Raw genomic sequence first — 25,202 nt, 5'->3', positions numbered from 1 at the left:
CCGCTCCCCTAGGTGTGGCCGAGCCGAGCCGCGCCATGGCTATGGGTGTGGCCGTGCCGTGGTTGTGGCCCCGGCCGTGTGGTGGTCCGCAGCTCAGGGAGGCGGTACGGGGAGCAGTCTCGACGGACCCGTCCGCAGCAGCCACGGAGGCAGCAAGGACAGCGGGTCCAGGTAGGTCGTGTCTCTCAGCAGGCCCCAGTGCACGCACGTCGCGGTCCCGCAGTGCGACCCGGCCGGTTCGACCACACCCACCACGTCACCCGCCCTCACCTCCGCACCCTTTCGCACCGAGGCCCGCACCGGCTCGTACGTCGTCCGCAGATCCGTGCCGTCCAGTTCCACCGACACCACGCCCCGCCCCGCCACCCGTCCCGCGAACAGCACCCGGCCCGGCGCCACCGCGCGCACCGGAGACCCGGCCGGAGCCGACAGGTCAACACCCCGGTGACCGGGGCCGTACGCCGTCACCGGTGGTTCCCAGCCACGCAGGACCGGTGGGCGCAGGCCGACCGGCCAGCCGCGTCCGATGGCCGGAACCGGTGCCGCCGGAGCCGGCGGCGGAGCCGGGAGCGGGGTGTTCGCCCGGGCCAGGGGCGTGAGCAGGGTGCCCGCCGGGGCCAGGGGCATGAACGTGAACACCGGCAGGCCCAGCAGCAGGAGCGCCCGCAGCGCCGCGCATCGCCTCACTCGTCGCATGACGGAACCGTCCCGCACATCGGCCGATCACGACCCCGGCCTGTGGACTACTCGCCGGTTGTGGACAGTGGCGTCACCCGGCGCCTCGTCGGTCCCGTACACTTCTTCTGGCGATCCGGGTCACCGGGTCGACTTCGCACGCCCCGGTACGACAGCCGGCAACGGTTCGTACCAAGCGCCTCTCGGTCCTTAGCGGCACGGCGCATCGCGGGCGTCAGGCGCGACCGCCGTCCGGCGGGCGCGGCACAACCGAGAACACCAAGGAGATACGGCCATGGCCGTCGTCACGATGCGGGAGCTGCTGGAGAGCGGCGTCCACTTCGGTCACCAGACCCGTCGCTGGAACCCGAAGATGAAGCGCTTCATCTTCACCGAGCGCAACGGCATCTACATCATCGACCTGCTCCAGTCGCTGTCGTACATCGACCGCGCCTACGAGTTCGTCAAGGAGACCGTCGCCCACGGCGGCACGGTCATGTTCGTCGGCACGAAGAAGCAGGCGCAGGAGGCCATCGCCGAGCAGGCCACCCGCGTCGGCATGCCCTACGTCAACCAGCGCTGGCTGGGCGGCATGCTCACCAACTTCTCGACCGTCTACAAGCGCCTGCAGCGCCTGAAGGAGCTCGAGCAGATCGACTTCGAGGACGTGGCCGCCTCCGGCCTCACCAAGAAGGAGCTGCTGGTCCTCTCGCGCGAGAAGGCCAAGCTGGAGAAGACCCTCGGTGGTATCCGCGAGATGCAGAAGGTGCCCAGCGCCGTCTGGATCGTGGACACCAAGAAGGAGCACATCGCCGTCGGTGAGGCCCGGAAGCTGAACATCCCGGTCGTCGCGATCCTCGACACCAACTGCGACCCCGACGAGGTCGACTACAAGATCCCGGGCAACGACGACGCGATCCGCTCCGTCACCCTGCTCACCCGCGTGATCGCCGACGCCGTCGCCGAGGGCCTCATCTCCCGCTCCCGCGTCGCCACCGGCGACAAGGGCGAGAAGGCCGCCGCCGAGCCGCTCGCCGAGTGGGAGCGCGACCTGCTCGAGGGTGAGAAGAAGGACGAGGCTCCGGCTGCCGAGGCCGCCGCCGAGACCGCTCCGGCCGCCGAGGCTGCTCCGGCCGCCGAGGCCGCCGAGGTCACCGAGGTCACCGAGGCCGCTCCGGCCGAGGAGAAGGCCGCCGAGGGCGACCAGGCCTGACGTCAGCGTCGACGGCGGGGGCGGTACCGCAACCGAGCGCCTCTGGCGCGGTGAAGTCCGCCCCCGCTGTTCACCCGTAGGTCGGCACGCCGTCCGCGATCCGCGATCACCTGTGGATCGACAGACCGTGCGGATCAGAAGATCTCCCAGACTTCGAGAAAGACTCACAGACTCATGGCGAACTACACCGCCGCCGACGTCAAGAAGCTCCGTGAGCTCACGGGCGCCGGCATGATGGACTGCAAGAAGGCGCTGGACGAGGCCGAGGGCAACGTCGACAAGGCCGTCGAGGCGCTGCGCATCAAGGGCCAGAAGGGCGTCGCCAAGCGCGAGGGCCGCTCGGCCGAGAACGGCGCCGTGGTCTCCGTCATCGCCGACGACAACTCCTCCGGCGTCATCGTCGAGCTGAAGTGCGAGACGGACTTCGTCGCCAAGGGCGAGAAGTTCCAGGCCGTGGCCAACGCCATCGCCGAGCACGTCGCCAAGACGGTCCCGGCCGACCTCGAGGCGCTGCTGGCCTCCGAGATCGAGGCCGGCAAGACCGTCCAGGCGTTCGTGGACGAGGCCAACGCCAACCTCGGTGAGAAGATCGTCCTGGACCGCTTCGCGCAGTTCACCGACGGTTACGTCACCGCCTACATGCACCGCACCATGCCCGACCTGCCCCCGCAGATCGGTGTCCTGGTCGAGCTCGACAAGCCCAACGCCGAGGTCGCCAAGGGCGTCGCCCAGCACATCGCCGCCTTCGCGCCGAAGTACCTCTCCCGTGAGGACGTCCCGGCCGAGGTCGTCGAGACCGAGCGTCGCGTCGCCGAGGAGACCACCCGCGCCGAGGGCAAGCCCGAGGCCGCGATCGCCAAGATCGTCGAGGGTCGCGTCAACGGCTTCTTCAAGGACGCCACGCTGCTCGGCCAGCCGTACGCGCTGGACAACAAGAAGTCGGTCCAGAAGGTGCTGGACGAGGCCGGTGTCACCCTGAAGCGCTTCTCGCGCATCAAGGTCGGCATCTGAGTCCGTACCGCGATCGACGCGTGACCCCCGGGGAAACCCCGAGGAATTCCCGGTAGGGTCGACCGCAGTCGTCCGCGCACACCGCCACACCCGGGCGTTGTGCGGACGGCAGCAGATCTGACGAGGAGGCCATTGCCGCGCATGGGAGCGAAAAGCGACCCCATCGGCAATGGCCTTCTTCGTATGTGCAACACATGAAAGAGGCGGGATCCCCCATGACCACCAAGGCCCAGAAGAGCGACGACGGCAAAGTGCGCGGCCGGTTTCTGCTGAAGCTGTCCGGAGAGGCGTTCTCCGGTGGCGGGGGCCTGGGCGTCGACCCGGATGTGGTGCACAAGATCGCCCGCGAGATCGCGGCCGTCGTGCGCGACGGGGCCCAGGTCGCGGTAGTCATCGGCGGCGGCAACTTCTTCCGGGGCGCCGAACTCCAGCAGCGCGGCATGGACCGCGCCCGCTCGGACTACATGGGCATGCTCGGCACCGTGATGAACTGCCTCGCCCTCCAGGACTTCCTGGAGAAGGAGGGCATCCAGTCCCGCGTGCAGACCGCCATCACCATGGGCCAGGTCGCGGAGCCGTACATTCCGCTGCGTGCCGTGCGCCACCTGGAGAAGGGCCGCGTGGTCATCTTCGGCGCCGGTATGGGCATGCCGTACTTCTCCACCGACACCACCGCCGCCCAGCGCGCCCTGGAGATCGACGCCGAGGCGCTGCTGATGGGCAAGAACGGCGTGGACGGGGTCTACGACTCCGACCCGAAGACCAACCCGGACGCCGTCAAGTTCGACGCACTCGGCTACGGCGAGGTCATCACCCGGGACCTCAAGGTCGCCGACGCGACCGCCATCACACTGTGCCGTGACAACAAGCTCCCGATCCTCGTCTTCGAGCTCCTCGCGGAGGGCAATATCGCCCGTGCCGTCAAGGGTGAGAAGATCGGCACGCTGGTGGGTGACCAGGGCAGCCGGGACTGACCGGTACGCCCCCGTCGCCCGGGGTACGCCACCTGTCCGGGGGACGGACGGGACGCGCCCTGGCCGGGGGATGGACAATGTCCTGCCGGTCGGGAACCGTGCAGGAAGAAGACGCGACGCAGCCGGCCGCCGCCCCGACAGAGGAACCGCAGCCGGGCCTCACTCAAGACACGCAGGAGCAAGTGGTGATCGAAGAGACCCTCCTCGAGGCCGAGGAGAAGATGGAGAAGGCCGTCGTGGTCGCCAAGGAGGACTTCGCCGCGATCCGCACCGGCCGTGCGCACCCGGCGATGTTCAACAAGATCGTGGCCGACTACTACGGCGCCCTGACGCCGATCAACCAGCTGGCCTCGTTCTCCGTGCCGGAGCCGCGCATGGCGGTCGTGACCCCGTTCGACAAGAGCGCACTGCGCAACATCGAGCAGGCGATCCGCGACTCCGACCTGGGCGTCAACCCCAGCAACGACGGCAACATCATCCGTGTGGTGTTCCCCGAGCTGACGGAGGAGCGCCGCCGCGACTACATCAAGGTCGCCAAGGCCAAGGCCGAGGACGCGCGCGTGTCCATCCGCTCCGTGCGCCGCAAGGCCAAGGAAGCCCTCGACAAGCTCGTCAAGGACGGCGAGGTCGGCGAGGACGAGGGCCGCCGTGCGGAGAAGGAGCTCGACGACACCACGCACAAGTACGTCGCTCAGGTGGACGAGCTTCTGAAGCACAAGGAAGCGGAGCTGCTCGAAGTCTGATGAGCGACTCTTCCTGGGGAGCGCCGCCGACGGGTCGGACCGGCTACTGGGGGCCCACCGAGGGTGGGCCTGTCCAGGGGGCTGCCCCGGCGGGTCCCGCGTACGATGCGCCTGAGGCGCAGCAGACTCGCCCCATGCCCCTCGTGCCCGACGTGCCCGGCGTACCCGCGTACGGCGGAGACCAGGACGACGACCGGAGGGCCGCCCGGACGGGCGGCCCCCTGTTCCGAGATGAGACGTTCCAGGTCCGGGAACTCCCGGCCGAGACCCAGAACCCGGAGCACCCGGAGCCCATGCCCGACGTCCCGCAGACGCCGCCGGCGCCGCAGAAGAAGAGCGCGGGCCGTGACCTGAGCGCGGCCATAGGGGTCGGGGTCGGGCTCGGTGTGCTGATCGTCGCGTCCCTGTTCATCGTCAAGGCCGTGTTCGTCGGCGTCATAGCGGTCGCCGTCGTCGTCGGGCTGTGGGAGCTGACCAGCAGGCTCCAGGAGCGCCAGGGCATCAAGGCACCGCTCGTGCCGCTCGCGGTCGGCGGAGCGGCGATGGTCGTCGCCGGCTATGTGCGCGGCGCCGAGGGCGCGTGGGTCGCCATGGCCCTCACCGCCCTGGCCGTTCTGGTGTGGCGTATGACGGAACCACCCGAGGGCTACCTCAAGGACGTCACGGCCGGCGTCTTCGCGGCGTTCTACGTGCCGTTCCTCGCCACGTTCGTCGCGCTGATGCTCACCGCCGACGACGGTCCCTGGCGGGTGCTGATCTTCCTGCTGCTGACGGTCGTCAGCGACACCGGCGCCTACGCGGTCGGCTGGCGCTTCGGCAAGCACAAGCTCGCCCCGCGCATCAGCCCCGGCAAGACCCGCGAGGGCCTGGCGGGCGCGGTGCTGTTCGCGATGGTCGCGGGCGCGCTGTGCATGCAGTTTCTGATCGACGACGGCGCCTGGTGGCAGGGCCTGCTGCTGGGCCTCGCGGTCGCGGCCAGCGCCACACTGGGTGACCTCGGTGAATCCATGATCAAGCGGGACCTGGGCATCAAGGACATGGGCACCTTGCTCCCCGGTCACGGAGGCATCATGGACCGCCTGGACTCACTCCTGCCCACGGCACCGGTGGTCTGGCTGCTGATGGTCGTGTTCGTCGGCAGCAGCTGAGGCCGGGCCGCGGTCCGGCCGCCGGTGGTGCCACGCCGGGGCAGCGGTACAGGGGCCGTCACCGGCTCCGCGTGAGCCGCTCGGCGTATGTCTTCCGGGCCCCCGTCCTGAGCACAGGGCGGGGGCCCGTCGCCGTGTCGCGCGCCGAGGTGAGCCGCACCCGGATGCCGCAGCATGAATCGGCGGCCGGGGCCGGCTCGCGGCAGACTCCCTCAGAGGACGGCGTCCCACCGTCACCGCGACCCCGACCCCGACCCCGACCCCGACCGCGACCGCGACCGCGACCGCCCCCGCCACTGCGACCGCCCCCGCGACCGCGACCGCCCCCGCCACTGCGACCGCCCCCGTCACCGCGACCGTCACCGCGACCCCGACCGCCCCCGCCACTGCGACCGCCCCCCGCCCCCGCCGCCGCCCCCGCCACCCGGCGACGCAGCACGGAGTGTGCCCGATGCCCCTCGACCCCGCACCCGCCCGCCCCTCGCTCGACCCGGCCCCGATGGGCAGGGCCGTCGGTCCGCCCGTACCGCCGGTCAGGTTCTGGCCCGTCGACGACCTGCCCGCGCTCGACCCCGATCCGTTCCTGGACGAGCTGCTGCGCGACGAGCCCGTCACCCGGATCGCACTGCCGCACGGCCAGGGGTGGGCCTGGCTGGTCACGCGGTACGAGGACGTCCGCTTCGTCACCTCCGATCCGCGCTTCTCCCGGGCACAGGTCGCCGGCCGCGAGGTCACCACCATGCGGCCGGTGCCGGTGGCCTCGCAGACGGCCGGGGTGCAGTACGTCGACCCGCCCCGGCACACCTTGCTGCGCCGGGTCGTCGCCCGCGCGTTCACCGGCGGGAGCATGCGGCGCCTGCGACCGCTCGCCGAGCGCAGGGCCGCCGAGCTGCTCGCCGGGATGGCACGCGCCGGCGCCCCCGCCGACCTTGTGGAACACCTGCACGGTCCCTTCCCGATCGCGGTGCTCCGCGACTTCCTGGGCGTGGCGGAGAAGGACTGGCACCACTGGGCCACGACGGGCGAGGCCCTGCTGTCCTCGGGCGCCGCGTCCAAGGAGCGCGCCCGGGAGGCCGCCGGGGCCACCCGTGCCCGGATCGCCGAGCTGCTCCGGAGCCGTCGCGACGACCCCCGCGAGGATCTGGCCGGAGTGCTGGCGCAGGCCGCCGCCACGGGCGAGATCACCGAGGACGAGGCGATCTCGCTGGCCATCGCCGTCCAGGTCAGCGGCGGTCACGCGGTCCGCAACAACAGCGGTTCGATGATGTACGCGCTGCTCACCCACCCCGAGCACCTGGACCGGCTGCGCCGCGAGCCGGACCTGCTGCCCCGGGCGGTGGAGGAGCTGTTCCGCTACGTCCCGCACCGCAACGGCGTCGGCATTCCCCGGGTCGCCACCGAGGACGTCGAGGTCCGGGGCCGGCTGATCCGGGCCGGTGACGTGGTCTACAACGCCTATGTCGCCGCCAACCGCGATCCCGGGACGTTCCCCGACCCCGGCGCCCTGGACTTCGACCGCGAGGGCGCCCCGCACGTCGCCTTCGGCCACGGACCGCACCACTGCCTGGCCGCCGCCATGGCCCGCATGGAGGCCGAGGTCATGATCGCCTCCGTCCTGTCCCGCTTCCCCGGCATCCGGCTGGCCGTGCTCCCCGAGGAGGTCGAGTTCCAGCGCCAGGGCCTGATCCGCGGACCGAAGACCCTGCCGGTGACCTGGTGAGAAAAGCCCCCGGGCGCGCCACCGACGACGAACGCCGAACGAGGCCCGTACTCGCCCCGCAGGTCACCCAAGTGGATCTGCGACACTGGTAACGCTATGCCTAAGCCCGGAGAACTCACTTTCGTCGCGCCGCGCGGAGCCAAGAAGCCGCCGCGGCATCTCGCCGACCTCACGCCCGCCGAGCGCAAGGACGCGGTGGCCGAGATCGGTGAGAAGCCGTTCCGTGCCAAGCAGCTCGCGCAGCACTACTTCGCGCGGTACGCGCACGACCCGGAGCAGTGGACCGACATCCCCGCCGGTTCGCGAGCCAAGCTCCAGGAAGCCCTGTTCCCGGAGTTGATGACCGTCGTCCGGCATCTGTCCACCGACCAGGGGACCACCCGGAAGACGCTGTGGCGGCTGTTCGACGGGACCCTCGTCGAGTCCGTGCTGATGCGGTACCCGGACCGGGTGACCATGTGCATCAGCTCGCAGGCCGGATGCGGGATGAACTGCCCGTTCTGTGCCACCGGGCAGGCGGGTCTGGACCGGAACCTGTCCACCGCCGAGATCGTCCACCAGATCGTGGACGGGATGCGGGCCCTGCGCGACGGAGAGGTGCCGGGCGGCCCGGCACGGCTGTCCAACATCGTCTTCATGGGGATGGGCGAGCCGCTCGCCAACTACAACCGGGTGGTCAACGCCATCCGGGCGCTCACCGACCCCGCCCCGGACGGCCTCGGGCTGTCGCAGCGCGGGATCACCGTCTCGACCGTCGGGCTGGTGCCGGCCATCCACCGGTTCGCCGACGAGGGCTTCAAGTGCCGGCTCGCGATCTCCCTGCACGCCCCCGACGACGAGCTGCGCGACACCCTCGTCCCCGTGAACACACGGTGGAAGGTGCGCGAGGTGCTGGACGCCGGGTTCGAGTACACCGAGAAGTCGGGCCGCCGGCTGTCGATCGAGTACGCGCTGATCCGGGACATCAACGACCAGGCGTGGCGCGGCGACCGGCTCGGCCGGCTGCTCAAGGGCAAGCCCGTGCACGTCAACCTCATCCCGCTGAACCCCACGCCGGGGTCGAAGTGGACCGCGTCGCGGCCGGAGGACGAGAAGGCGTTCGTCGAGGCGATCGCCGCGCACGGGGTACCCGTCACGGTCCGCGACACCCGTGGCCAGGAGATCGACGGAGCCTGTGGCCAGCTCGCGGCCACCGAGCGGTAATCTGGCCACGTCCACACATCTTCATATTCCGACAGGGGAGCGCCACAGCGCTGAGAGTGCGGCAACCGGGCCGCAGACCCTCTGAACCTCGCCCAGGTCATTCTGGGTAGGAAGTTCGGTCATCACTCAAGCTGTTGCGCCCTGCCCGGGTCCCCTCGGGGACTCCGGGCAGGGCCGCGTCTCTTCCTGGCCCACCCCAGGAGGACATCCAGTGCACAACAAGACCCTCGTGGCCGTGGCGGCGGGGCTCGGCCTGCTCGCCGTGCCCGCGCTGACCGGGTGCGGCTCGTCCGACGGCAAGGGCTCCTCGGACCCCAGGACCGTGACCCTGGTCAGCCACAACTCGTGGGCCGTCTCCAAGAACGTGCTCAAGGACTTCGAGAAGCGGACCGGCTACCACGTCAGGGTCCTCGAGGACGGCGACGCCGGGCAGGCCGTCAACAAGGCGATCCTGACCAAGGGCAACCCGCAGGGCGACGTCTTCTTCGGCGTCGACAACACCCTGCTGTCGCGGGCGCTCGACAACGGTCTCTTCCAGCCGTACACGGCCAAGGGCCTCGACACGGTGGGCGCCGCCTACCAGCTCGACAAGGACAAGCACCGGGTCACGCCCGTCGACTACGGCGACATCTGCGTCAACTACGACAAGGCGTACTTCAGCGAGCACAAGCTGACCCCGCCGCGGACCTTCGCCGACCTCGCCGAGCCCCGGTACAAGAACCTCCTCGTCACCGAGAACGCGGCCACCTCCTCGCCGGGGCTCGGTTTCCTGCTCGGCAGCGCCGCCAGTTACGGCGACGAAGGCTGGCAGGACTACTGGAAGAAGCTCAAGGCCAACGGCGTCAAGGTCGTCGACGGCTGGGACCAGGCGTACTACCAGGAGTTCTCCGGCTCCTCCGAGGGCAGGAAGGCGGGCGGCGACCGGCCGCTCGTGGTGTCGTACGCCTCCTCCCCGCCCGCCGAGGTCATCTACGCCAAGAAGCGGCCCGGCACCGCCCCGACGGGGGTGGCGACCGGCACCTGCTTCCGGCAGACCGAGTTCGCCGGGGTGCTCAGCGACGCCGGGAACCCCAAGGGCGCCAAGGCGTTCGTCGACTTCCTGATCTCCCGGCAATTCCAGGAGGACATGCCGCTGAACATGTACGTCTACCCGGTGGTGCGGGGCGCGAAGGTGCCCGCCGAGTTCACCGAGTACGGTCCGGCCGCCGAGCATCCCGAGACCATGGCGCCCGGCGAGATCGCCGCCAACCGCGACCAGTGGGTCAAGTCGTGGACCTCGCTCGTACTGAAGTAGCCGCCCGCACGAGGGACCTGCGCGGGAGCGCGGCACGGCTCGGGCTGATGGCCCTGCCCGTCGCGTTCTTCGCGCTGTTCTTCGCCTGGCCCGTGGCCGCGATCGTCGCGCGCGGGCTGAAGGTGGACGGCGCCTGGCGGTTCGGGCGGATCGCGGACGTCGTCACGCAGCCGGACATCCGGCACGTGCTGTGGTTCACCACCTGGCAGGCGCTCGCCTCCACCGCCCTCACCCTGCTGCTGGCGCTGCCCGCCGCCCATGTCTTCGCCCGGCTCGACTTCCCCGGCAAGCAGGTGCTGAGGGCCGTCGTCACGGTTCCGTTCGTGCTGCCGACCGTCGTCGCCGGCAGCGCGTTCCTCGCCCTTGTCGGGCATGGCGGGCTGCTCGACGAACTGTGGGGCGTACGGCTGGACACCACGGTGTGGGCCATCCTGCTGGCCCACGTCTTCTTCAACTACGCGGTGGTCGTCCGCACGGTCGGCGGGTTGTGGGCCCAGCTCGATCCCCGGCAGGAGGAGGCCGCGCGGATGCTGGGCGCTTCCCCGCTGCGGGCCTGGCGCAAGGTCACCCTGCCCGCGCTCGCACCCGCCGTGGCCGCCGCCGCGCTGATGGTGTTCCTGTTCACCTTCACCTCCTTCGGTGTCGTGCAGATCCTCGGCGGCCCCACCTTCTCCACCCTCGAAGTGGAGATCTACCGGCAGACATCCGATGTCTTCGATCTGTCCGCGGCCGCCGTCCTCACCCTCGTCCAGTTCGTGGCCGTCGGCGCCATCCTCGCCGTGCACGCCTGGACGGTACGGCGACGGGAGACCGCCCTCCGGCTCGTCGACCCGAAGGTGACCGCCCGCCGCCCGCGCGGGGCCCGCCAGTGGGCGCTGCTCGCCGGAGTCCTCGGCACCATCACCCTGCTCCTGGTGCTGCCGCTCGGCGTCCTCGTCCGGCGCTCTCTGGACGCGGACGGCTTCGGCTACTACCGGGCGCTGACCGACTCCGACGGCGGTACGTTCCTGGTGGCGCCCGTGCACGCCGTGTGGACCTCGCTGGAGTACGCCGTCGCCGCCACCGCCATCGCCGTGGTGATCGGAGGTCTCGCCGCCGCCGCGCTGGCCCGCCGGGATGCGGGACGGCTGGTGCGGGGCTTCGACGCGCTGCTGATGCTGCCGCTCGGCGTCTCCGCCGTGACCGTCGGCTTCGGCTTCCTGATCGCACTCGACAAGCCGCCGCTGGACCTGCGCCAGTCCTGGATCCTGGTGCCGCTCGCCCAGGCGCTGGTCGGTGCCCCCTTCGTCGTACGGACCATGCTGCCCGTGCTGCGGGCGGTGGACGCCCGGCTCAAGGAGGCGGCGGCCGTGCTCGGGGCCTCGCCCTGGCGGGTGTGGCGGGAGGTCGATCTGCCGCTGGTGCGGCGGGCGCTGCTGGTCGCGGCCGGGTTCGCGTTCGCCGTGTCGCTCGGCGAGTTCGGGGCGACCGTGTTCATCGCCCGGCCCGACAACCCGACCCTCCCGGTCGCCGTGGCCCGGTTGCTGAGCCGCCCCGGCGACCTCAACTACGGCCAGGCGATGGCCCTTTCGACCATTCTGATGGTGGTGTGCGCCGCCGCGCTGCTCATTCTGGAGCGACTGCGCACGGACCGGACGGGGGAGTTCTGATGCTGCTGAGTCTGGACGGCGCGACCGTGCGCTTCGGCGGCCGGGCCGTTCTCGACGCGGTCGGCCTCGAGGTCGCCGAGCACGAGGTGGTGTGCGTGCTCGGGCCCAGCGGCAGCGGCAAGTCGACGCTGCTGCGGGCGGTCGCCGGACTGCAGCGGCTGGACTCCGGGCGGGTGTTGCTCGCCGGCCGGGACCAGACGGGCGTACCGGCGCACAAGCGGGGCGTCGGGCTGATGTTCCAGGACCACCAGCTGTTCCCGCAGCGGGATGTCGGCGCGAACGTGGCGTTCGGGCTGCGCATGCACGGTGTCGGCAAGAGCGAACGGGATGGCGAAGTAGGTCAGTTGCTGGAGCTGGTCGGGCTGCCGGGAGCCGCCCGGCGGGCCGTGGCCTCCCTGTCCGGCGGCGAGCAGCAGCGCGTGGCCCTCGCCCGGGCGCTCGCGCCCCGGCCCCGGCTGCTCATGCTGGACGAGCCGCTCGGCCAGCTCGACCGCTCGCTGCGCGAACGGCTGGTGGTCGAGCTCCGGGAGCTGTTCGGCCGGTTGGGGACGACCGTGCTCGCCGTGACCCACGACCAGGGCGAGGCGTTCGCGCTGGCCGACCGGGTGGTGGTGATGCGGGACGGGCGGATCGCGCAGTCCGGGACGCCGGTCGAGGTGTGGCAGCGGCCCGCCGACGCGTTCGTGGCCCGTTTCCTCGGCTTCGAGAACGTGGTCCCGGCGACCGTCGCCGGCACGGCCGCCGACAGCCCGTGGGGCAAGCTGCCCGTGCCGGACGGCTCGGCGCAGGGCAGCCGCACGGTCCTCGTGCGCCCCGCCGGGGTCCGGCTCGTGCCGGCCGACCAGGGTCTGCCCTGCACGGTGACCGCGCGGACCTTCAGGGGCACCCATGTGGCCGTCCACCTCCAGCCGGGGGACGGTCCTCGACTGGAGGCGGCCTGCGCGCTGCGGGACGCACCGGAGCCCGGCGACTCGGCCGGCGTGGAGTTCGACGTCGCCGAAATCGTCGTGCTGGACTGAACGCTCGCCTCTGGGGTGCGGCCATGCCTTTGCTCGCGCATGACCGTCACTGCGATGAAATCCTCCTTCAGGTCGCACAGTTGAGAGCCGTGGTGACCTCGTGCGCCGACCTCTCGGCCACCGTGCCGACCTGCCCGGACTGGTCGCTGCCGGAGTTCTGGCCGGAGCGGGCCACCTTCGGCTGACCCGGGTGGGCCGGACGCGACCGCGGCCCGTCCCCTGGGGATAGGGGGACGGGCCGCGACGCGGTACCGGGTGAGACGTCAGCCGGTGTACCGCGCTCCAGGTTCGGGCGCGGTACACCGCCGGGCGTCAGCCGTTGCGGCTCGCGCCACGGCGGCGCATGCCGAACCAGACCGCGCCACCGCCGACGACGACCAGCGCCGCCGCGAGACCGGCGATCAGACCGGTGTTGGAGCTCGCACCGGTCTCGGCGAGGTTGGAGTCACCGGCCGCCGGGGACGGCGCGTTGTTCGAGGTGCCCGCCGGGGCGGAGCTGGACTCGGAGGCCGACGGGGTCGGGGTCGCCGACTCGGGCGGCGCGGACGCGGACGCGGACTTGGAGGGGGACGGCGACGGCGTCATGCTGGCCGGCGGCGTCGGGGTCTGGCTCTCGGTCTTGCAGGCGGTGGACGGGGTCACCAGGTCGGGCTGGATGTCCTCGTCGACGGCCTTGTCGGCCTTGACGTGGACCCGGTAGGTGGCGTTCGGCTTCCAGTCCTCCGCGAAGGTGATCCGGGTGCCCTGCTTCGACCCCTTGACCGGCTGCTCGCCGACCTTCGTCTCTATGCCGCCGACGCCCTTGAGGAAGACGCTGACGGTGGCGTCGACGGCGGAGGGGTCCGTGTCGGTGACGACGATGACGCCCTTGTCGCCGTCGCACTTGGCTTCGGCGGAGAAGTCCTTGATGTTGCAGGCGAGAGCGGAGCCGGCCAGGCCCAGCACCAGCGCCGTCGACCCGGAGGCGACACCCAGGAGGCGCACGGAACGGCGTACGCTACGGCGAGTCATGGACAACGTTTGTCCTTTACAGAGTGCAATTGCGGGGGGTTGAGGGGGAGTCGGAGCGACGGATGAGGTGAGGCCCCGGCACCCCCAAGAGGCTCACAGGTTTATAAGTGCCGCGTCAGCAGTGTCAACGCATATGCCGCCAACGGTCGTTGACTTTGCTCGCTTATTAACCGCCCAGACGTTTGATCGCCTCCGGCGCCTGCTCGATCCGGTCAACGAGGGCGATACGGGACTCCATCGCCCGTCCCCGTGCCAGCGACTGGAGCAACGGCCAGGCCGGCAGCTTCCGCGTCCAGTGCTCGCTGTCCACGAGCACCATCGGGGTCGGCTCGCCGCGCGACTCGTAGTAGTTGGGCGTCGCGTTGTCGAAGATCTCCTGTACGGTCCCGGCGGCGCCCGGCAGGAACACCACCCCGGCGGTGGAGCGGGCCAGCAGGCCGTCCTCGCGGGTGGCGTTGGCGAAGTACTTGGCGAGGTGCGCGGCGAAGGCGTTCGGCGGCTCGTGGCCGTAGAACCAGGTGGGGATGCCCACCGACGTCCCGCCGCCCGGCCAGCGCTCGCGCACCTCGAAGGCGGCCCGCGCCCAGTCCGTGACGGACGGCCGGAACGAGGGGGCCTTGGCGAGCAGCCGGAGCGCGTCGTCGAGCATGCCGTCGGCGAACGGGGCGGCGTACGCGCCGAGGTTGGCCGCCTCCATCGCGCCCGGGCCGCCGCCGGTGGCCACCGTGAACCCGGCACGGGTCAGTTCGCGGCCGAGCCGGGCGGCACCGGCGTAGGAGTCGGTCCCGCGGGCCATCGCGTGGCCACCCATGACACCCACCACCGGGGTGTCGGCGAGGAGTTCGTCCAGCGCATCGGAGACGGCGTCGTCGTGGACGGCGCGGAGCATGGAGGCGAAGATGTCACCGTCGGCCTTCGTCCGCTGGAACCAGGCGTAGGCCCGCGCGTCCGGTGTGGCCTCGTACCCCTCGTCCAGCGACTCGAACAACTCGTCGGGCGTGTAGACGAAGCCCCGGTACGGGTCGAAGGGGAGACCCGGGACCGGCGGGAACACCAGGGCCCCGGCCGATCGGACATGGGCGGCGGCCTCGGCGTCCATCGGGCAGCCGAGGAAGACGGCACCGGTGGTGTCGAGACGGAGCAGAACGGCGGTGCGGCCGGTCAAATCGACGGCCTGGACACGGAACTGGGCGAGCGAGCCGTGCTCGGCGACCACCTCGTCGAACTCGGCGAGGGACTCTATCTCGCGGTCGTGGGTGGCGCGGGGCGGCTGGGCGGGTGTCGGATGCACCCGCCCATGCTGGCACGGACCTTCGGGCCGTGGGGGTCAGCCCTGGACGGCCGCCGGGTCCATCCACATGACCTCCCAGGTGTGGCCGTCGAGGTCGTCGAAGGCACGGCCGTACATGCAGCCGTGGTCCTGGACCTGGCCGCTCGCCGTGCCCCCGGCCGCGATCGCCCTGTCGACCAGTTCATCCACCTTCTCCCGGCTCTTGGCGCTCAGGCAGATCAGCACCTCGCTGGTGGTCGTCGCGTCGGCGATCTCCTTCTTGGTGAAGGTCGCGTAGAACGGCTTGGTCAGCAGCATCGCGACGATGGTGTCGCTGATCACCACGGAAGCCGCGTTCTCGTCGCTGAACTGGGGGTTGAGCGTGTAGCCGAGTTCCGTGAAGAACTTCTTCGAGGCGTCGAGATCGTTCACGGGCAGGTTCACGAAGATCATCTGCTGGTACATGCGGGTCTCTCCCATCGGGGTGGTGCGCGGTGCGTCACGTTCGGGGGGTAGACCGGCGGGCCGCCGCGGACTCATCGGCGCCCGGCGATCTTTTTTCCCGACTTTTTCCGGCGGGCCGGGGGAGACCCGGCCGGTGGTCAGCGGGCCACGGGCAGTGCCGACAACCCGGCGATCAGCAGGGTGAGCGGGCCGAACAGGGCCAGCAGGGCGACCGTGCGGAGGGCGGCGGCCCCGCGCAGCATGGTGGCGGGCGCGCCGAGGCGGAGCAGCGCGGCGGTGGTGTCGGCGCGGCACTGGCGGGCCTCCACGGCCGCGGTCAGGAGGGTGGCGACCGTGGAGCCGGCGACGACGAGAGCGCCGAGGGCGGACAGCGGTCCGAAGGCGCGGGCCGAGCCGTCGTGCAGGGCGGTCATGGCGTAGCCGGCGGACGCGACCGCGCAGACCACGCCGAGGGGGCGGCCGATCCGGGCGGCCTCCGTCATGAGGACCCGGCCGGCGAGCAGCCGGAGCGCGCCCGGGCGGGTGGACTGCAGGAGCAGGCCGCAGAGGTGGGTGAGGCCGGGCGCGGCCAGGACGAGGCCGGTGCCGGTGAGGAGCCAGCCGCAGAGTACGGCGAGGGCGGGGGTGGGATCGAAGCGGCCCGCGTACGACTGCACGGCCAGGCCGGCGGTGACGAGGGCCACGCCCCAGGGGAGGTCGGCGGGGACGCGTCCGGGAGGCCGGGAGGGGCCGGCCCGGTCGGCGTCCGGCGCGGGGGCCTCGGAGCCGGTCACACTGCCCGCTGCGGCCTGGTTGCCCTCCCTCCGCGGGACGGGAGCCGCCCCGGCGGCGGCAGGACCGGCCGCGGGATCACGCGGAGACTGCTCGCCGCCGTCCGCGCCGCCCGCGCGCGGGCCACCGGGCCGCTCGCCGTCCTCGGTGCGTGTCGCGTGCGGGTTGCCGGGCCGTTCGGCGTTCTCGGTGCTTGCCGCGTGCGGGCCACCGGGCCGTTCGGCGTTCTCGGTGCGTGTCGCGTGCGGGTTGCCGGGCCGTTCGGCGTTCTCGGTGCGTGTCGCGTGCGGGTTGCCGGGCCGCTCGCCGTCCTCGGTGCTCCCGGTATGCCGGCGGGCGGCCTGGTCCCCCTTGTCGGCGCCCCCCGGCGGTCGCCGGCCGAAGCGGGCGCCGAATCGTCCGTACGCCCCGAACGTCTCCTTCGCCGTCGCGTCGCTGTACGCCCCGAAGCGGCCGAACCCCCGGGGACCCCGCACGGCCGGGCGGGGGTCCCGGGGGCGGAGGGCGGCGGCCACCGTCGTGGTCGCCGTGGCCGGGAGCAGGGCCAGCAGGGTCAGCGTCGCCGGGAGGGGGAGGGGGCGGTCCGCGGCCAGGAGGTTCGGCGCCGCGCCGTCGAACGGCATGCCCGTCAGGTCGCCGCGCAGGTGCAGGAAGACCAGCAGGGCCAGCATCGAGCCCAGGGTGCAGGACAGGGCCGTCGTCAGGGCGGAGACGGCCATGAGGCGGGCCGGCCCCAGACCCACGGCGGACAGGCCGGGGCGCGGCCGGGTGCCGGGGTCGGTACGGGCGACGGCGAGCGCGAGGTACACCGTGGCGGCGAGCGGCACCGCGCACCAGGCGAGGCGCAGCGCGGCGGCGCCCGCCGCGTCCGGGTGTTTCAGCGCGTGGCTGAGGCAGGCCAGGAGCAGGAAGCCGGTCCCCGCCGAGGCCGCGGCCACCAGCAGACGGCGCAGCTGGACGGCGGGCCGGGCGGCACGGGTCAGACGGAGAGCGAGCACGCGGCCCGGCCTTCCGCGTCGGGTGCCTCGGGCAGGTGCACGGTGTGGACGCGCCGCCCGTCCAGCAGGGCCACCGTACGGTCGGCGAGGGCGGCGGTGTCGGGGTCGTGCGTGGCGAGGACGACCGTGATGCCGTGCGAGCGGGCGGCCGTGGCGAGGGTGCGCAGCACATGGGTGCGGTCGGTGTGGTGCAGGGGGGCCGTGGGCTCGTCGGCGAAGAGGATCGTGGGCCCGGGGGCGAGCGCGCGGGCGACGGCGACGCGCTGACGCTCGGCGTGCCGCAGCTCGTGCGGGCGGCTGCGGGCCCGGTCGCCGACGTCCAGGCGCTCCAGCCACTCCAGCGCGGCCACCTTGGCACGGCGGCGGCCGGCGCCGCGCAGCATCAGCGGGAGCGCGGCGTTCTCCCAGACGTTCAGCTCGGGCACCAGGACCGGCTCGGGGTCGATCCAGCCGAAGCGGTCCCGGCGCAGCCGCTCGCGGGCCACGGGGCCGAGGGTGTGCACGGGGGAGCTGTTGAACCAGACCTCTCCGCAGCGCACCGGCACCAGGCCGGACAGGCAGCGCAGCAAAGTCGTCTTGCCGCTGCCGCGCGGTCCGCTGACGGCGAGGATCTCGCCCTCCCGTACGCCGAGCGAGACCCCGGCCAGACCGGGAGAGCCGTCGCGGTGCGTGAAGTGCAGGGAGCGTGCCCAGAGCACGTCGTTGTCCGGCGGGGCCTCCATGGGCGTACACCTCGGTTCTGATCCGTTTTCCCCGTGCCTGTTCCCCCGTGCGGGGGAACGAAGGCTGGGCTGATCGGTCACTGGCACGCTAGGCAGGTCCCGGACGGGAGCCCGGACAGCACACGGCCCCGGGCCGCCGTTCTCACTCGAACGGACGGCGCCGGGGCCGGGTCGATCATCCCATCGGATGATCACAGTCGCCGCTGACGACTCAGAGCTTCGTCCACGCCTCGGTGAGGGTGGCCCGCAGGATCTGCTCGATCTCGTCGAACGTCTCCTGGTTGGAGATCAGCGGCGGGGCGAGCTGGATGACCGGGTCGCCACGGTCGTCGGCACGGCAGTACAGGCCGTTGTCGAACAGCGCCTTGGAGAGGAAGCCGTACAGGACGCGCTCGGTCTCCTCGTCGTTGAAGGACTCCTTGGTGTTCTTGTCCTTCACCAGCTCGATGCCGTAGAAGAAGCCGTTGCCGCGGACGTCGCCGACGATCGGCAGGTCGTGCAGCTTCTGCAGGGTCTTCAGGAAGGCGCCCTCGTTGTCCAGCACGTGCTGGTTGAGGCCCTCGCGCTCGAACAGGTCGAGGTTGGCGAGGCCCACCGCGGCGGACACCGGGTGGCCACCGAAGGTGTAGCCGTGCAGGAAGGTGTTGTCGCCCTTGTAGAACGGCTCGGCGAGCCGGTCCGAGACGATGCAGGCGCCGATCGGGGAGTAGCCCGAGGTCATGCCCTTGGCGCAGGTGATCATGTCCGGGATGTAGCCGAACTTGTCACAGGCGAACGTCGTGCCGAGGCGGCCGAAGGCGCAGATGACCTCGTCCGACACGAGCAGCACGTCGTACTGGTCGCAGATCTCGCGCACGCGCTGGAAGTAGCCGGGCGGGGGCGGGAAGCAGCCGCCGGCGTTCTGCACGGGCTCCAGGAAGACCGCGGCGACGGTCTCCGGGCCCTCGAAGAGGATCTGCTGCTCGATCTGGTCGGCGGCCCAGCGGCCGAAGGCCTCGGGGTCGTCACCGAAGATCGAGGCGCGGTAGATGTTGGTGTTCGGCACCTTGTGCGCGCCCGGCACCAGCGGCTCGAAGGGGGCCTTCAGGGCCGGCAGGCCGGTGATGGACAGGGCGCCCTGCGGGGTGCCGTGGTAGGCGACCGCACGCGAGATGACCTTGTACTTGGTGGGCTTGCCCTGGAGCTTGAAGTACTGCTTGGCGAGCTTCCACGCGGTCTCGACGGCCTCGCCGCCGCCGGTGGTGAAGAAGACCTTGTTCAGGTCGCCGGGGGCCTCGTGGGCCAGGCGCTCGGCCAGTTCGACGGCCTTGGGGTGGGCGTAGGACCACACCGGGAAGAAGGCGAGCTCCTGGGCCTGCTTGGCGGCGGCCTCGGCGAGCTCGGTGCGGCCGTGACCGGCCTGGACCACGAACAGGCCCGCGAGACCGTCCAGGTAGCGCTTGCCCTTGTCGTCGTAGATGTAGGTGCCCTCGCCCCGGACGATGGTCGGGACGGGGGAGTTCTCGTACGAGGACATGCGGGTGAAGTGCATCCACAGGTGGTCGTACGCGGTCTTGCTGAGGTCCTTTGAACTCACGGTTATCGGGTTCCCCACATGTAGGTCTGCTTCTTCAGCTTCAGGTAGACGAAGCTTTCGGTGGAGCGCACGCCGGGCAGCGCCCGGATGCGTTTGTTGATGACGTCCAGCAGGTGGTCGTCGTCCTCGCAGACGATCTCGGCGAGGATGTCGAACGAGCCCGCGGTCATCACCACGTACTCGACTTCCGACATGACAGTCAGCGCGTCCGCGATCGACTCGACATCGCCCTCGACGTTGATCCCGACCATCGCCTGCCGGCGGAAGCCCACGGTGAGCGGGTCCGTGACGGCGACGATCTGCATCACGCCCTGGTCCAGCAGCTTCTGGACGCGCTGGCGCACGGCCGCCTCGGACAGGCCGACGGCCTTGCCGATCGCGGCGTACGGCCGGCGGCCGTCCTCCTGGAGCTGCTGGATGATGGCGAGGGAGACGGCGTCCAGCTGGGGACTGCCGCCGTTCCTGGACTCGCGGGACGAGTCCCTCTGGTCTGCGCTTCGACTGGCCACGACCTCACTCTGCACGACGTCTCGATAGTTTTGCAAGGCCCGAGCGATGAAATTCGTTGTTTGCGGGTCAAGACCTTGCGGATTTCGCAGAACCGATGGCGGTGGGGGTGTTGAAAACGCGGGTACGGCGATTAGGGTGGGGTGTCTCAGCGATTGGACAGCCCGAGCAGGCTGGACAGGCTGGACGCTCGAACCCTCGAACCAGATCAGGAGGCCGGCAGTGAGCACCGAGCTGCGTCGTCTGCGCAACTACATCGACGGTGAGTTCCGGGACGCCGCCGACGGACGGACCACCGAGGTGGTCAACCCCGCGACGGGCGAGGCGTACGCCACCGCGCCACTGTCCGGCCAGGCGGACGTGGACGCCGCCATGGAGGCCGCCGCCCGCGCCTTCCCGGCCTGGCGCGACACCACGCCGGCCGAGCGGCAGAAGGCGCTGCTGAAGATCGCGGACGCGTTCGAGGAGCGCGCCGAGGAACTGATCGCGGCCGAGGTGGAGAACACGGGCAAGCCCGTCGGGCTGACCCGCTCCGAGGAGATCCCGCCGATGGTCGACCAGATCCGCTTCTTCGCGGGTGCGGCCCGGCTGCTCGAGGGCCGCTCGGCCGGCGAGTACATGGAGGGCCTGACCTCGATCATCCGCCGTGAGCCGGTCGGCGTCTGCGCGCAGGTCGCCCCGTGGAACTACCCGATGATGATGGCCGTGTGGAAGTTCGCCCCGGCCATCGCCGCGGGCAACACGGTCGTCCTCAAGCCGTCGGACACCACCCCCGCCTCCACCGTGCTGATCGCCGACATCATCGGCTCGATCCTCCCCAAGGGCGTCTTCAACGTCATCTGCGGCGACCGCGACACCGGCCGCGCGATGGTCGAGCACCCGACCCCCGCGATGGCCTCGATCACCGGCTCCGTCCGCGCGGGCATCTCGGTCGCCGAGTCCGCCTCCAAGGACGTCAAGCGGGTCCACCTGGAGCTGGGCGGCAAGGCCCCGGTCGTCGTCTTCGAGGACACCGACATCGCCAAGGCCGTCGAGGACATCTCCGTCGCGGGCTTCTTCAACGCCGGCCAGGACTGTACGGCCGCGACCCGCGTCCTCGTCCAGGAGTCCATCCACGACGAGTTCGTCGCCGCGCTGGCGAAGGCGGCGTCCGAGACGAAGACCGGTCAGCCGGACGACGAGGACGTCCTCTTCGGCCCGCTGAACAACCCCAACCAGCTCAAGCAGGTCTCCGGCTTCATCGACCGGCTGCCGGCCCACGCCAAGGTCGAGGCGGGCGGCCAGCAGGTGGGCGACAAGGGCTACTTCTACGCCCCGACCGTCGTCTCCGGCCTGAAGCAGGACGACGAGATCATCCAGAACGAGGTCTTCGGCCCGGTCATCACGGTCCAGTCCTTCGCCGACGAGGACCAGGCCGTGCAGTGGGCCAACGGCGTCGAGTACGCCCTCGCCTCCTCGGTGTGGACCAAGGACCACTCCCGCGCGATGCGCATGTCCAAGAAGCTCGACTTCGGCTGCGTGTGGATCAACACCCACATCCCGCTGGTCGCCGAGATGCCGCACGGTGGCTTCAAGAAGTCCGGCTACGGCAAGGACCTGTCGGCGTACGGCTTCGAGGACTACACGCGCATCAAGCACGTGATGACGTCCCTGGACCACTGATCGCCGGACCAGCTGACCGCGAGGCCGGCCGTTCGGCATGACCGCCGTTCGACATGACAGCCGGTCAGATGACGGCCGGTCAAGGTGACGACGGGTCAATGCGACGGCTGGGCGGCAGGTTGGCTGGTCGACAGGTCGACAGGTCGGCTGGTCGCGAGGCGGCTGGTCGCCAGGACAGCAGAGCGGCCCCGGACAGGACACCTCCCGTCCGGGGCCGCCGCGTTGTCGCTCCCCCCCCGCTCCCCCCGCTCCCTGCGCTCCCCGCGCTCCCCGCGTGCGACGAGGTGTCGACAAGGTGTCGGGCAGGCACCGGCCCGCTCGACGCACCGTCGATTGTCCGCTTGCCCGGCGGGGCGGCATGCTTCCGGGGTGGCCCAGACATCTTCTCGTACGACCATGTCGTCCCGCCGTTCCCTGCTGCGCGCCCTCGGTGGCACCGCGGTGCTCGGCGCCCTGGCCGGCTGCGGGGTGCCCGCCGCCTACGTCCAGCCCGGCGACCGGGCCGTCGCCGACGAGTCCACGGCCGACAAGAGACTGACCTGGGCGAACTGGCCGCTCTACATCGACACCGACGACGACAACCCCAACCGGCGGCCGACACTCGAGGGGTTCGGGAAGCGCACCGGGATCTCCGTCGACTACGTGGAGGAGATCAACGACAACGACGAGTTCTTCGGCAAGATCAGCCCCTCGCTGATGAACCACCAGTCCACCGGCCGCGACCTGATCGTCATCAGTGACTGGATGTGCGCCCGGTACGTCCGGCTCGGGTGGGTCCAGGAGATGGACCGCGCCCAGCAGCCGAACGTGGCGAAGTACCTCGACCCGCTGCTCCGGTCGCCCGCCTTCGACAAGGGCCGCCGCTGCACGGTGCCCTACCAGTCGGGCATCACCGGCATCGCCTACAACCACCGCAAGCTCGGCCGCGAGATCCGCACCGTGAAGGACCTCTGGGCGAAGGACCTCAAGGGCCGCGTGACCCTGCTGTCCGGCCTGGACGAGTCGTTCGCGCTGCTCATGCAGGGCAACGGCGTGGACATCACCCGCTGGACCGCGGACGACTTCCACGAGGTCTGCGACCAGGTCGAGCGGGAGGTCCACCGGGGCCAGATCCGCCGCTTCACCGGCAACGACTACACCAAGGACCTGGTCAGCGGGGACGTCCTGGCCTGCCAGGCGTACTCGGGCGACGTCATCCAGCTCCAGGCGGACAACCCCGACATCCGCTTCGTCGTCCCCGAGGAGGGCGCCGAACTGTGGTCGGACTCCCTGATGATCCCCAACCGGGCCCGCCACAAGGCCAACGCCGAGCGCCTGATCGACTACTACTACGACCCCGAGGTCGCCGCCAAACTCGCCGCCTGGGTCAACTACGTCTGCCCCGTCCCGGCGGCCCGGGAGATCCTGGCCGACGCCGACGACGCGGACACCGCCGCCCTCGCCGACAACACCCTGATCTTCCCGGACGCCGGGATGCGTAAGCGCCTCGCCGTCGCCCGGGACATCACGTCCACGGAACGGACGGAATACGCCCGGCGGTGGAACAAGATCGTGGGGCTGTAGCGGCACCGGGACCGGCGGCTCATCCGGGAGTCTCCCGCGGCTCCGGGCCGATGACGACCAGGATCTGGTCCGCGGTGACGATCTCGGACACGGCGCAGCGGATCTCCTCCACCACACCCGCGGCGGGGGCGAGCACCCGGTTCTCCATCTTCATCGCCTCGACGATCGCCACCGTGTCGCCCTGCCGCACGAGGTCACCCGCTCCGACGGGGAGTTGGACCACCGTGCCCGGCATGGGGGAGGTGACGGCGCCGGTGCCGGCCGCGCCGTCGTCCTCGCCGGCGACGGCGAGCGTCAGGGCGACGCGGCGGCCGTCCACGACCAGTTCGAGGCCGTCGGCCCGGCGCAGACCGGCCCACCGCACCTCGCCGGCCGTACCGCGCACCAGTGCCCCGTCCGGCGCGCAGGTGACGCCGTACCGTTCGCCGGCCACCGCCACCGTGAGCGCGCCGGCCCGCCGGGAGAGCAGCGCCGCCTCCAGCGGGCGGCTGCCGACGCGGCAGGCGACGCGACCCAACGGGGCTCGTGGGTCGAGCAGTTCGCGGTCCAGCGCGCCGAGGCTCCCGCTCCAGGGTGATTCCGCCGTGGCGCCGGGGGGCCGGGCGGGCAGGGCCATCGCCGCGGCGCAGGCCGCCGCCAGTGGCTCCAGGTCCCGGGGCTGTTCGGCGGCCCGGGCGGTGAACTCGTCCACCAGGTGGGTGTCGAGCAGCCCGGCGCTCACCCGGGTGTCGTCCAGCAGGTCGGCGAGGAACCCCAGGTTGGTGGTGAGGCCGAGGACGGCGGTGTCGCGTACCGCGTGCCGCAGCCGGGCGAGTGCCGCCGGGCGGGCCGGGCCGTGCGCGACCAGCTTGGCGATCATCGGGTCGTAGAAGACCGGGACGTCGCCCGTGGTGTCGAAGGCCGCGTCCACCCGGAGGCCGGTGGGCCATCGGGCGTCCAGTATCCGGCCGGGGGCGGGGCGGAACTCCGCGTCGGGGTCCTCGGCGTACACGCGGACCTCGACGGCGTGACCGGAGGAGGTGATCTCGTCCTGCGACAGCGGGAGTTCCTCGCCCGCCGCGACCCGCAGCTGCCACTCGACCAGGTCCAGCCCGGTGATGGCCTCGGTGACCGGATGCTCGACCTGGAGACGGGTGTTGACCTCCAGGAAGAAGAACTCCCCGGTGCGGTCGAGGACGAACTCGAACGTGCCCGCGTTGACGTAGCCGATGGCCCGCGCCCCGCGTACGGCCGCCGACAGCAGGGCCTGGCGGACGTCCGCCGGCAGGTTGACGGCCGGTGCCTCCTCCACGATCTTCTGGTGCCGGCGCTGGAGCGAGCACTCCCGCTCGAAGAGGTGCAGCACATTGCCGTGGGCGTCGCCGAAGACCTGGACCTCGATGTGCCGGGGGCGGCGCAGATACCGTTCGACCAGCAGGCGCCCGTCGCCGAAGTTCGCGCGGGCCAGCCGCACCGCGGCCTCGACGGCGGCAGCGAGGTCGTCCTCGCGCTCGATGACCCGCATTCCCTTGCCGCCGCCTCCGGCGACCGGCTTGAGGATGACCGGGTACCCGGTGCGGGCCGCGTGTGCCCGTATCTCGGCCGCCGACTCGGTGGCGTCCACCGAACCCGGCAGCACCGGCACGCCCGCCTCGGCCATCAGCCGCTTCGCGGTCGCCTTGTCGCCCATGGCCGAGATGGTGTCCGCACCCGGCCCGACGAAGACCAGGCCCGCCTCGGCCACGGCCGCCGCGAACCGCGGGTTCTCCGAGAGGAATCCGTACCCCGGGTGGACCGCGTCGCAGCCGGTGCGCAGTGCCGCGTCGACCAGGGCGTCGACGCGCAGGTAGCTGTCGGCCGCGGGGGAGGGGCCGAGCAGGACCTGCTCGAAGGCGCCCTCGAGGTGGGCCGCGGCACGGTCCGCCTCGGAGTGGACGGCGACGTACTCGATGCCCAGGCGGCGGCAGGTGCGGGCGATGCGGCGGGCGATCTCACCCCGGTTGGCGATCAGAAGTCGTTTCACCATGAC

Annotated in this window: 21 protein-coding genes and 1 riboswitch; of the genes, 12 read left to right on the top strand and 9 right to left on the bottom strand. The window is 71.4% G+C overall.

Annotated features, from left to right (window positions below; genetic code table 11):
- Positions 1-93 precede the first annotated feature (93 nt).
- Positions 94-627: a murein hydrolase activator EnvC family protein gene (locus ACIGYR_RS18010; protein WP_399598667.1), complete on the bottom strand. Its 534-nt coding sequence runs from the start codon at positions 625-627 to the stop codon at positions 94-96.
- Positions 628-970: 343 nt separating this feature from the next.
- Here ACIGYR_RS18010 and rpsB point away from each other — a divergent pair, with 343 nt between their 5' ends.
- The 10 genes from rpsB (at position 971) to ACIGYR_RS17960 (ending at position 12,649) form a co-directional block, all read left to right on the top strand.
- Positions 971-1,888, top strand: coding sequence for a 30S ribosomal protein S2 (gene rpsB / locus ACIGYR_RS18005; RefSeq protein ID WP_399598378.1), 918 nt, complete (start codon positions 971-973; stop codon positions 1,886-1,888).
- A gap of 174 nt (positions 1,889-2,062) precedes the next feature.
- On the top strand, positions 2,063-2,899 hold the full coding sequence (gene tsf / locus ACIGYR_RS18000) for a translation elongation factor Ts (protein WP_391847287.1): 837 nt from the start codon (positions 2,063-2,065) through the stop codon (positions 2,897-2,899).
- 215 nt (positions 2,900-3,114) lie between these two features.
- Positions 3,115-3,873 carry a UMP kinase gene (pyrH, locus tag ACIGYR_RS17995; protein ID WP_391847289.1) on the top strand — a complete coding sequence of 253 codons (759 nt, stop codon included), beginning with the start codon at positions 3,115-3,117 and terminating at the stop codon, positions 3,871-3,873.
- A gap of 185 nt (positions 3,874-4,058) precedes the next feature.
- Positions 4,059-4,616, top strand: coding sequence for a ribosome recycling factor (gene frr, locus ACIGYR_RS17990; protein WP_391847290.1), 558 nt, complete (start codon positions 4,059-4,061; stop codon positions 4,614-4,616).
- A complete protein-coding gene (locus tag ACIGYR_RS17985; RefSeq protein ID WP_399598383.1) occupies positions 4,616-5,764 on the top strand; it encodes a phosphatidate cytidylyltransferase in 1,149 nt (382 codons plus the stop codon). Before frr ends, ACIGYR_RS17985 begins: the two co-directional genes overlap by 1 nt.
- 451 nt (positions 5,765-6,215) lie before the next feature.
- On the top strand, positions 6,216-7,484 hold the full coding sequence (locus tag ACIGYR_RS17980) for a cytochrome P450 (protein ID WP_399598386.1): 1,269 nt from the start codon (positions 6,216-6,218) through the stop codon (positions 7,482-7,484).
- A 96-nt stretch (positions 7,485-7,580) separates the two neighbouring features.
- A complete protein-coding gene (gene rlmN, locus ACIGYR_RS17975) occupies positions 7,581-8,687 on the top strand; it encodes a 23S rRNA (adenine(2503)-C(2))-methyltransferase RlmN (RefSeq protein ID WP_391847305.1) in 1,107 nt (368 codons plus the stop codon).
- A gap of 23 nt (positions 8,688-8,710) precedes the next feature.
- Positions 8,711-8,818, top strand: a riboswitch (TPP riboswitch).
- 80 nt (positions 8,819-8,898) lie between these two features.
- The gene (locus tag ACIGYR_RS17970; protein ID WP_399598390.1) at positions 8,899-9,981 is read left to right on the top strand and encodes a thiamine ABC transporter substrate binding subunit; all 1,083 of its coding nucleotides are present in this window, start codon (positions 8,899-8,901) and stop codon (positions 9,979-9,981) included.
- Positions 9,982-10,028: 47 nt separating this feature from the next.
- Positions 10,029-11,630 carry an ABC transporter permease gene (locus ACIGYR_RS17965; RefSeq protein ID WP_399598669.1) on the top strand — a complete coding sequence of 534 codons (1,602 nt, stop codon included), beginning with the start codon at positions 10,029-10,031 and terminating at the stop codon, positions 11,628-11,630.
- Positions 11,630-12,649 carry an ABC transporter ATP-binding protein gene (locus ACIGYR_RS17960; RefSeq protein ID WP_399598392.1) on the top strand — a complete coding sequence of 340 codons (1,020 nt, stop codon included), beginning with the start codon at positions 11,630-11,632 and terminating at the stop codon, positions 12,647-12,649. Before ACIGYR_RS17965 ends, ACIGYR_RS17960 begins: the two co-directional genes overlap by 1 nt.
- A gap of 312 nt (positions 12,650-12,961) precedes the next feature.
- Here ACIGYR_RS17960 and ACIGYR_RS17955 read toward each other — a convergent pair whose 3' ends face one another.
- From ACIGYR_RS17955 to ACIGYR_RS17925, 7 genes are all read right to left on the bottom strand, one after another.
- The gene (locus ACIGYR_RS17955; RefSeq protein WP_399598394.1) at positions 12,962-13,660 is read right to left on the bottom strand and encodes an LAETG motif-containing sortase-dependent surface protein; all 699 of its coding nucleotides are present in this window, start codon (positions 13,658-13,660) and stop codon (positions 12,962-12,964) included.
- Between the two features lie 166 nt (positions 13,661-13,826).
- Entirely contained in the window at positions 13,827-14,951 is a 1,125-nt protein-coding gene (locus tag ACIGYR_RS17950; protein WP_399598396.1) for an LOG family protein, read from the bottom strand.
- A gap of 36 nt (positions 14,952-14,987) precedes the next feature.
- On the bottom strand, positions 14,988-15,395 hold the full coding sequence (locus tag ACIGYR_RS17945) for a VOC family protein (RefSeq protein WP_399598399.1): 408 nt from the start codon (positions 15,393-15,395) through the stop codon (positions 14,988-14,990).
- Positions 15,396-15,532: 137 nt separating this feature from the next.
- The gene (locus tag ACIGYR_RS17940; protein ID WP_399598402.1) at positions 15,533-17,164 is read right to left on the bottom strand and encodes a hypothetical protein; all 1,632 of its coding nucleotides are present in this window, start codon (positions 17,162-17,164) and stop codon (positions 15,533-15,535) included.
- Entirely contained in the window at positions 17,146-17,886 is a 741-nt protein-coding gene (locus tag ACIGYR_RS17935; RefSeq protein ID WP_399598404.1) for an ABC transporter ATP-binding protein, read from the bottom strand. The genes ACIGYR_RS17940 and ACIGYR_RS17935 overlap by 19 nt, the downstream gene beginning before the upstream one ends.
- Positions 17,887-18,097: 211 nt before the next feature.
- Positions 18,098-19,462 (bottom strand): aspartate aminotransferase family protein, encoded by a 1,365-nt coding sequence (locus tag ACIGYR_RS17930; protein WP_391847320.1) that lies wholly within the window; start codon positions 19,460-19,462, stop codon positions 18,098-18,100.
- A gap of 2 nt (positions 19,463-19,464) precedes the next feature.
- Positions 19,465-19,986: an Lrp/AsnC family transcriptional regulator gene (locus tag ACIGYR_RS17925; RefSeq protein ID WP_391847322.1), complete on the bottom strand. Its 522-nt coding sequence runs from the start codon at positions 19,984-19,986 to the stop codon at positions 19,465-19,467.
- A gap of 205 nt (positions 19,987-20,191) precedes the next feature.
- On the opposite strand from ACIGYR_RS17925, the gene ACIGYR_RS17920 reads away from it, so the two are divergent.
- Together ACIGYR_RS17920 and ACIGYR_RS17915 are read left to right on the top strand one after the other, a co-directional pair.
- Positions 20,192-21,631, top strand: coding sequence for a gamma-aminobutyraldehyde dehydrogenase (locus ACIGYR_RS17920; RefSeq protein WP_391847324.1), 1,440 nt, complete (start codon positions 20,192-20,194; stop codon positions 21,629-21,631).
- A 396-nt stretch (positions 21,632-22,027) separates the two neighbouring features.
- Complete coding sequence (locus tag ACIGYR_RS17915; protein ID WP_399598407.1) at positions 22,028-23,194, top strand: PotD/PotF family extracellular solute-binding protein; 1,167 nt, start codon at positions 22,028-22,030, stop codon at positions 23,192-23,194.
- Positions 23,195-23,213: 19 nt separating this feature from the next.
- Here ACIGYR_RS17915 and ACIGYR_RS17910 read toward each other — a convergent pair whose 3' ends face one another.
- Positions 23,214-25,199, bottom strand: a complete 1,986-nt coding sequence (locus ACIGYR_RS17910; protein WP_399598410.1) for a biotin carboxylase N-terminal domain-containing protein — start codon at positions 25,197-25,199, stop codon at positions 23,214-23,216.
- Positions 25,200-25,202: the final 3 nt, after the last annotated feature.

This window comes from Streptomyces sp. NPDC053076, from assembly GCF_044546845.1.
Classification (GTDB): domain Bacteria; phylum Actinomycetota; class Actinomycetes; order Streptomycetales; family Streptomycetaceae; genus Streptomyces.
The sequence above is the reverse complement of the archived record's forward strand: the minus strand, read 5'-3'. Positions and strand labels throughout refer to the sequence as shown.

Excerpts from the sequence above, each read along its gene's own strand:
- ACIGYR_RS18010 (WP_399598667.1), bottom strand. The coding sequence starts at position 627 with ATGCCCCTGGCCCCGGCGGGCACCCTGCTCACGCCCCTGGCCCGGGCG.
- rpsB (WP_399598378.1), top strand. The coding sequence starts at position 971 with ATGGCCGTCGTCACGATGCGGGAGCTGCTGGAGAGCGGCGTCCACTTC.
- tsf (WP_391847287.1), top strand. The coding sequence starts at position 2,063 with ATGGCGAACTACACCGCCGCCGACGTCAAGAAGCTCCGTGAGCTCACG.
- pyrH (WP_391847289.1), top strand. The coding sequence starts at position 3,115 with ATGACCACCAAGGCCCAGAAGAGCGACGACGGCAAAGTGCGCGGCCGG.
- ACIGYR_RS17985 (WP_399598383.1), top strand. The coding sequence starts at position 4,616 with ATGAGCGACTCTTCCTGGGGAGCGCCGCCGACGGGTCGGACCGGCTAC.
- ACIGYR_RS17980 (WP_399598386.1), top strand. The coding sequence starts at position 6,216 with ATGCCCCTCGACCCCGCACCCGCCCGCCCCTCGCTCGACCCGGCCCCG.
- rlmN (WP_391847305.1), top strand. The coding sequence starts at position 7,581 with ATGCCTAAGCCCGGAGAACTCACTTTCGTCGCGCCGCGCGGAGCCAAG.
- ACIGYR_RS17965 (WP_399598669.1), top strand. The coding sequence starts at position 10,029 with ATGGCCCTGCCCGTCGCGTTCTTCGCGCTGTTCTTCGCCTGGCCCGTG.
- ACIGYR_RS17960 (WP_399598392.1), top strand. The coding sequence starts at position 11,630 with ATGCTGCTGAGTCTGGACGGCGCGACCGTGCGCTTCGGCGGCCGGGCC.
- ACIGYR_RS17955 (WP_399598394.1), bottom strand. The coding sequence starts at position 13,660 with ATGACTCGCCGTAGCGTACGCCGTTCCGTGCGCCTCCTGGGTGTCGCC.
- ACIGYR_RS17945 (WP_399598399.1), bottom strand. The coding sequence starts at position 15,395 with ATGTACCAGCAGATGATCTTCGTGAACCTGCCCGTGAACGATCTCGAC.
- ACIGYR_RS17935 (WP_399598404.1), bottom strand. The coding sequence starts at position 17,886 with ATGGAGGCCCCGCCGGACAACGACGTGCTCTGGGCACGCTCCCTGCAC.
- ACIGYR_RS17915 (WP_399598407.1), top strand. The coding sequence starts at position 22,028 with ATGTCGTCCCGCCGTTCCCTGCTGCGCGCCCTCGGTGGCACCGCGGTG.
- ACIGYR_RS17910 (WP_399598410.1), bottom strand. The coding sequence starts at position 25,199 with ATGGTGAAACGACTTCTGATCGCCAACCGGGGTGAGATCGCCCGCCGC.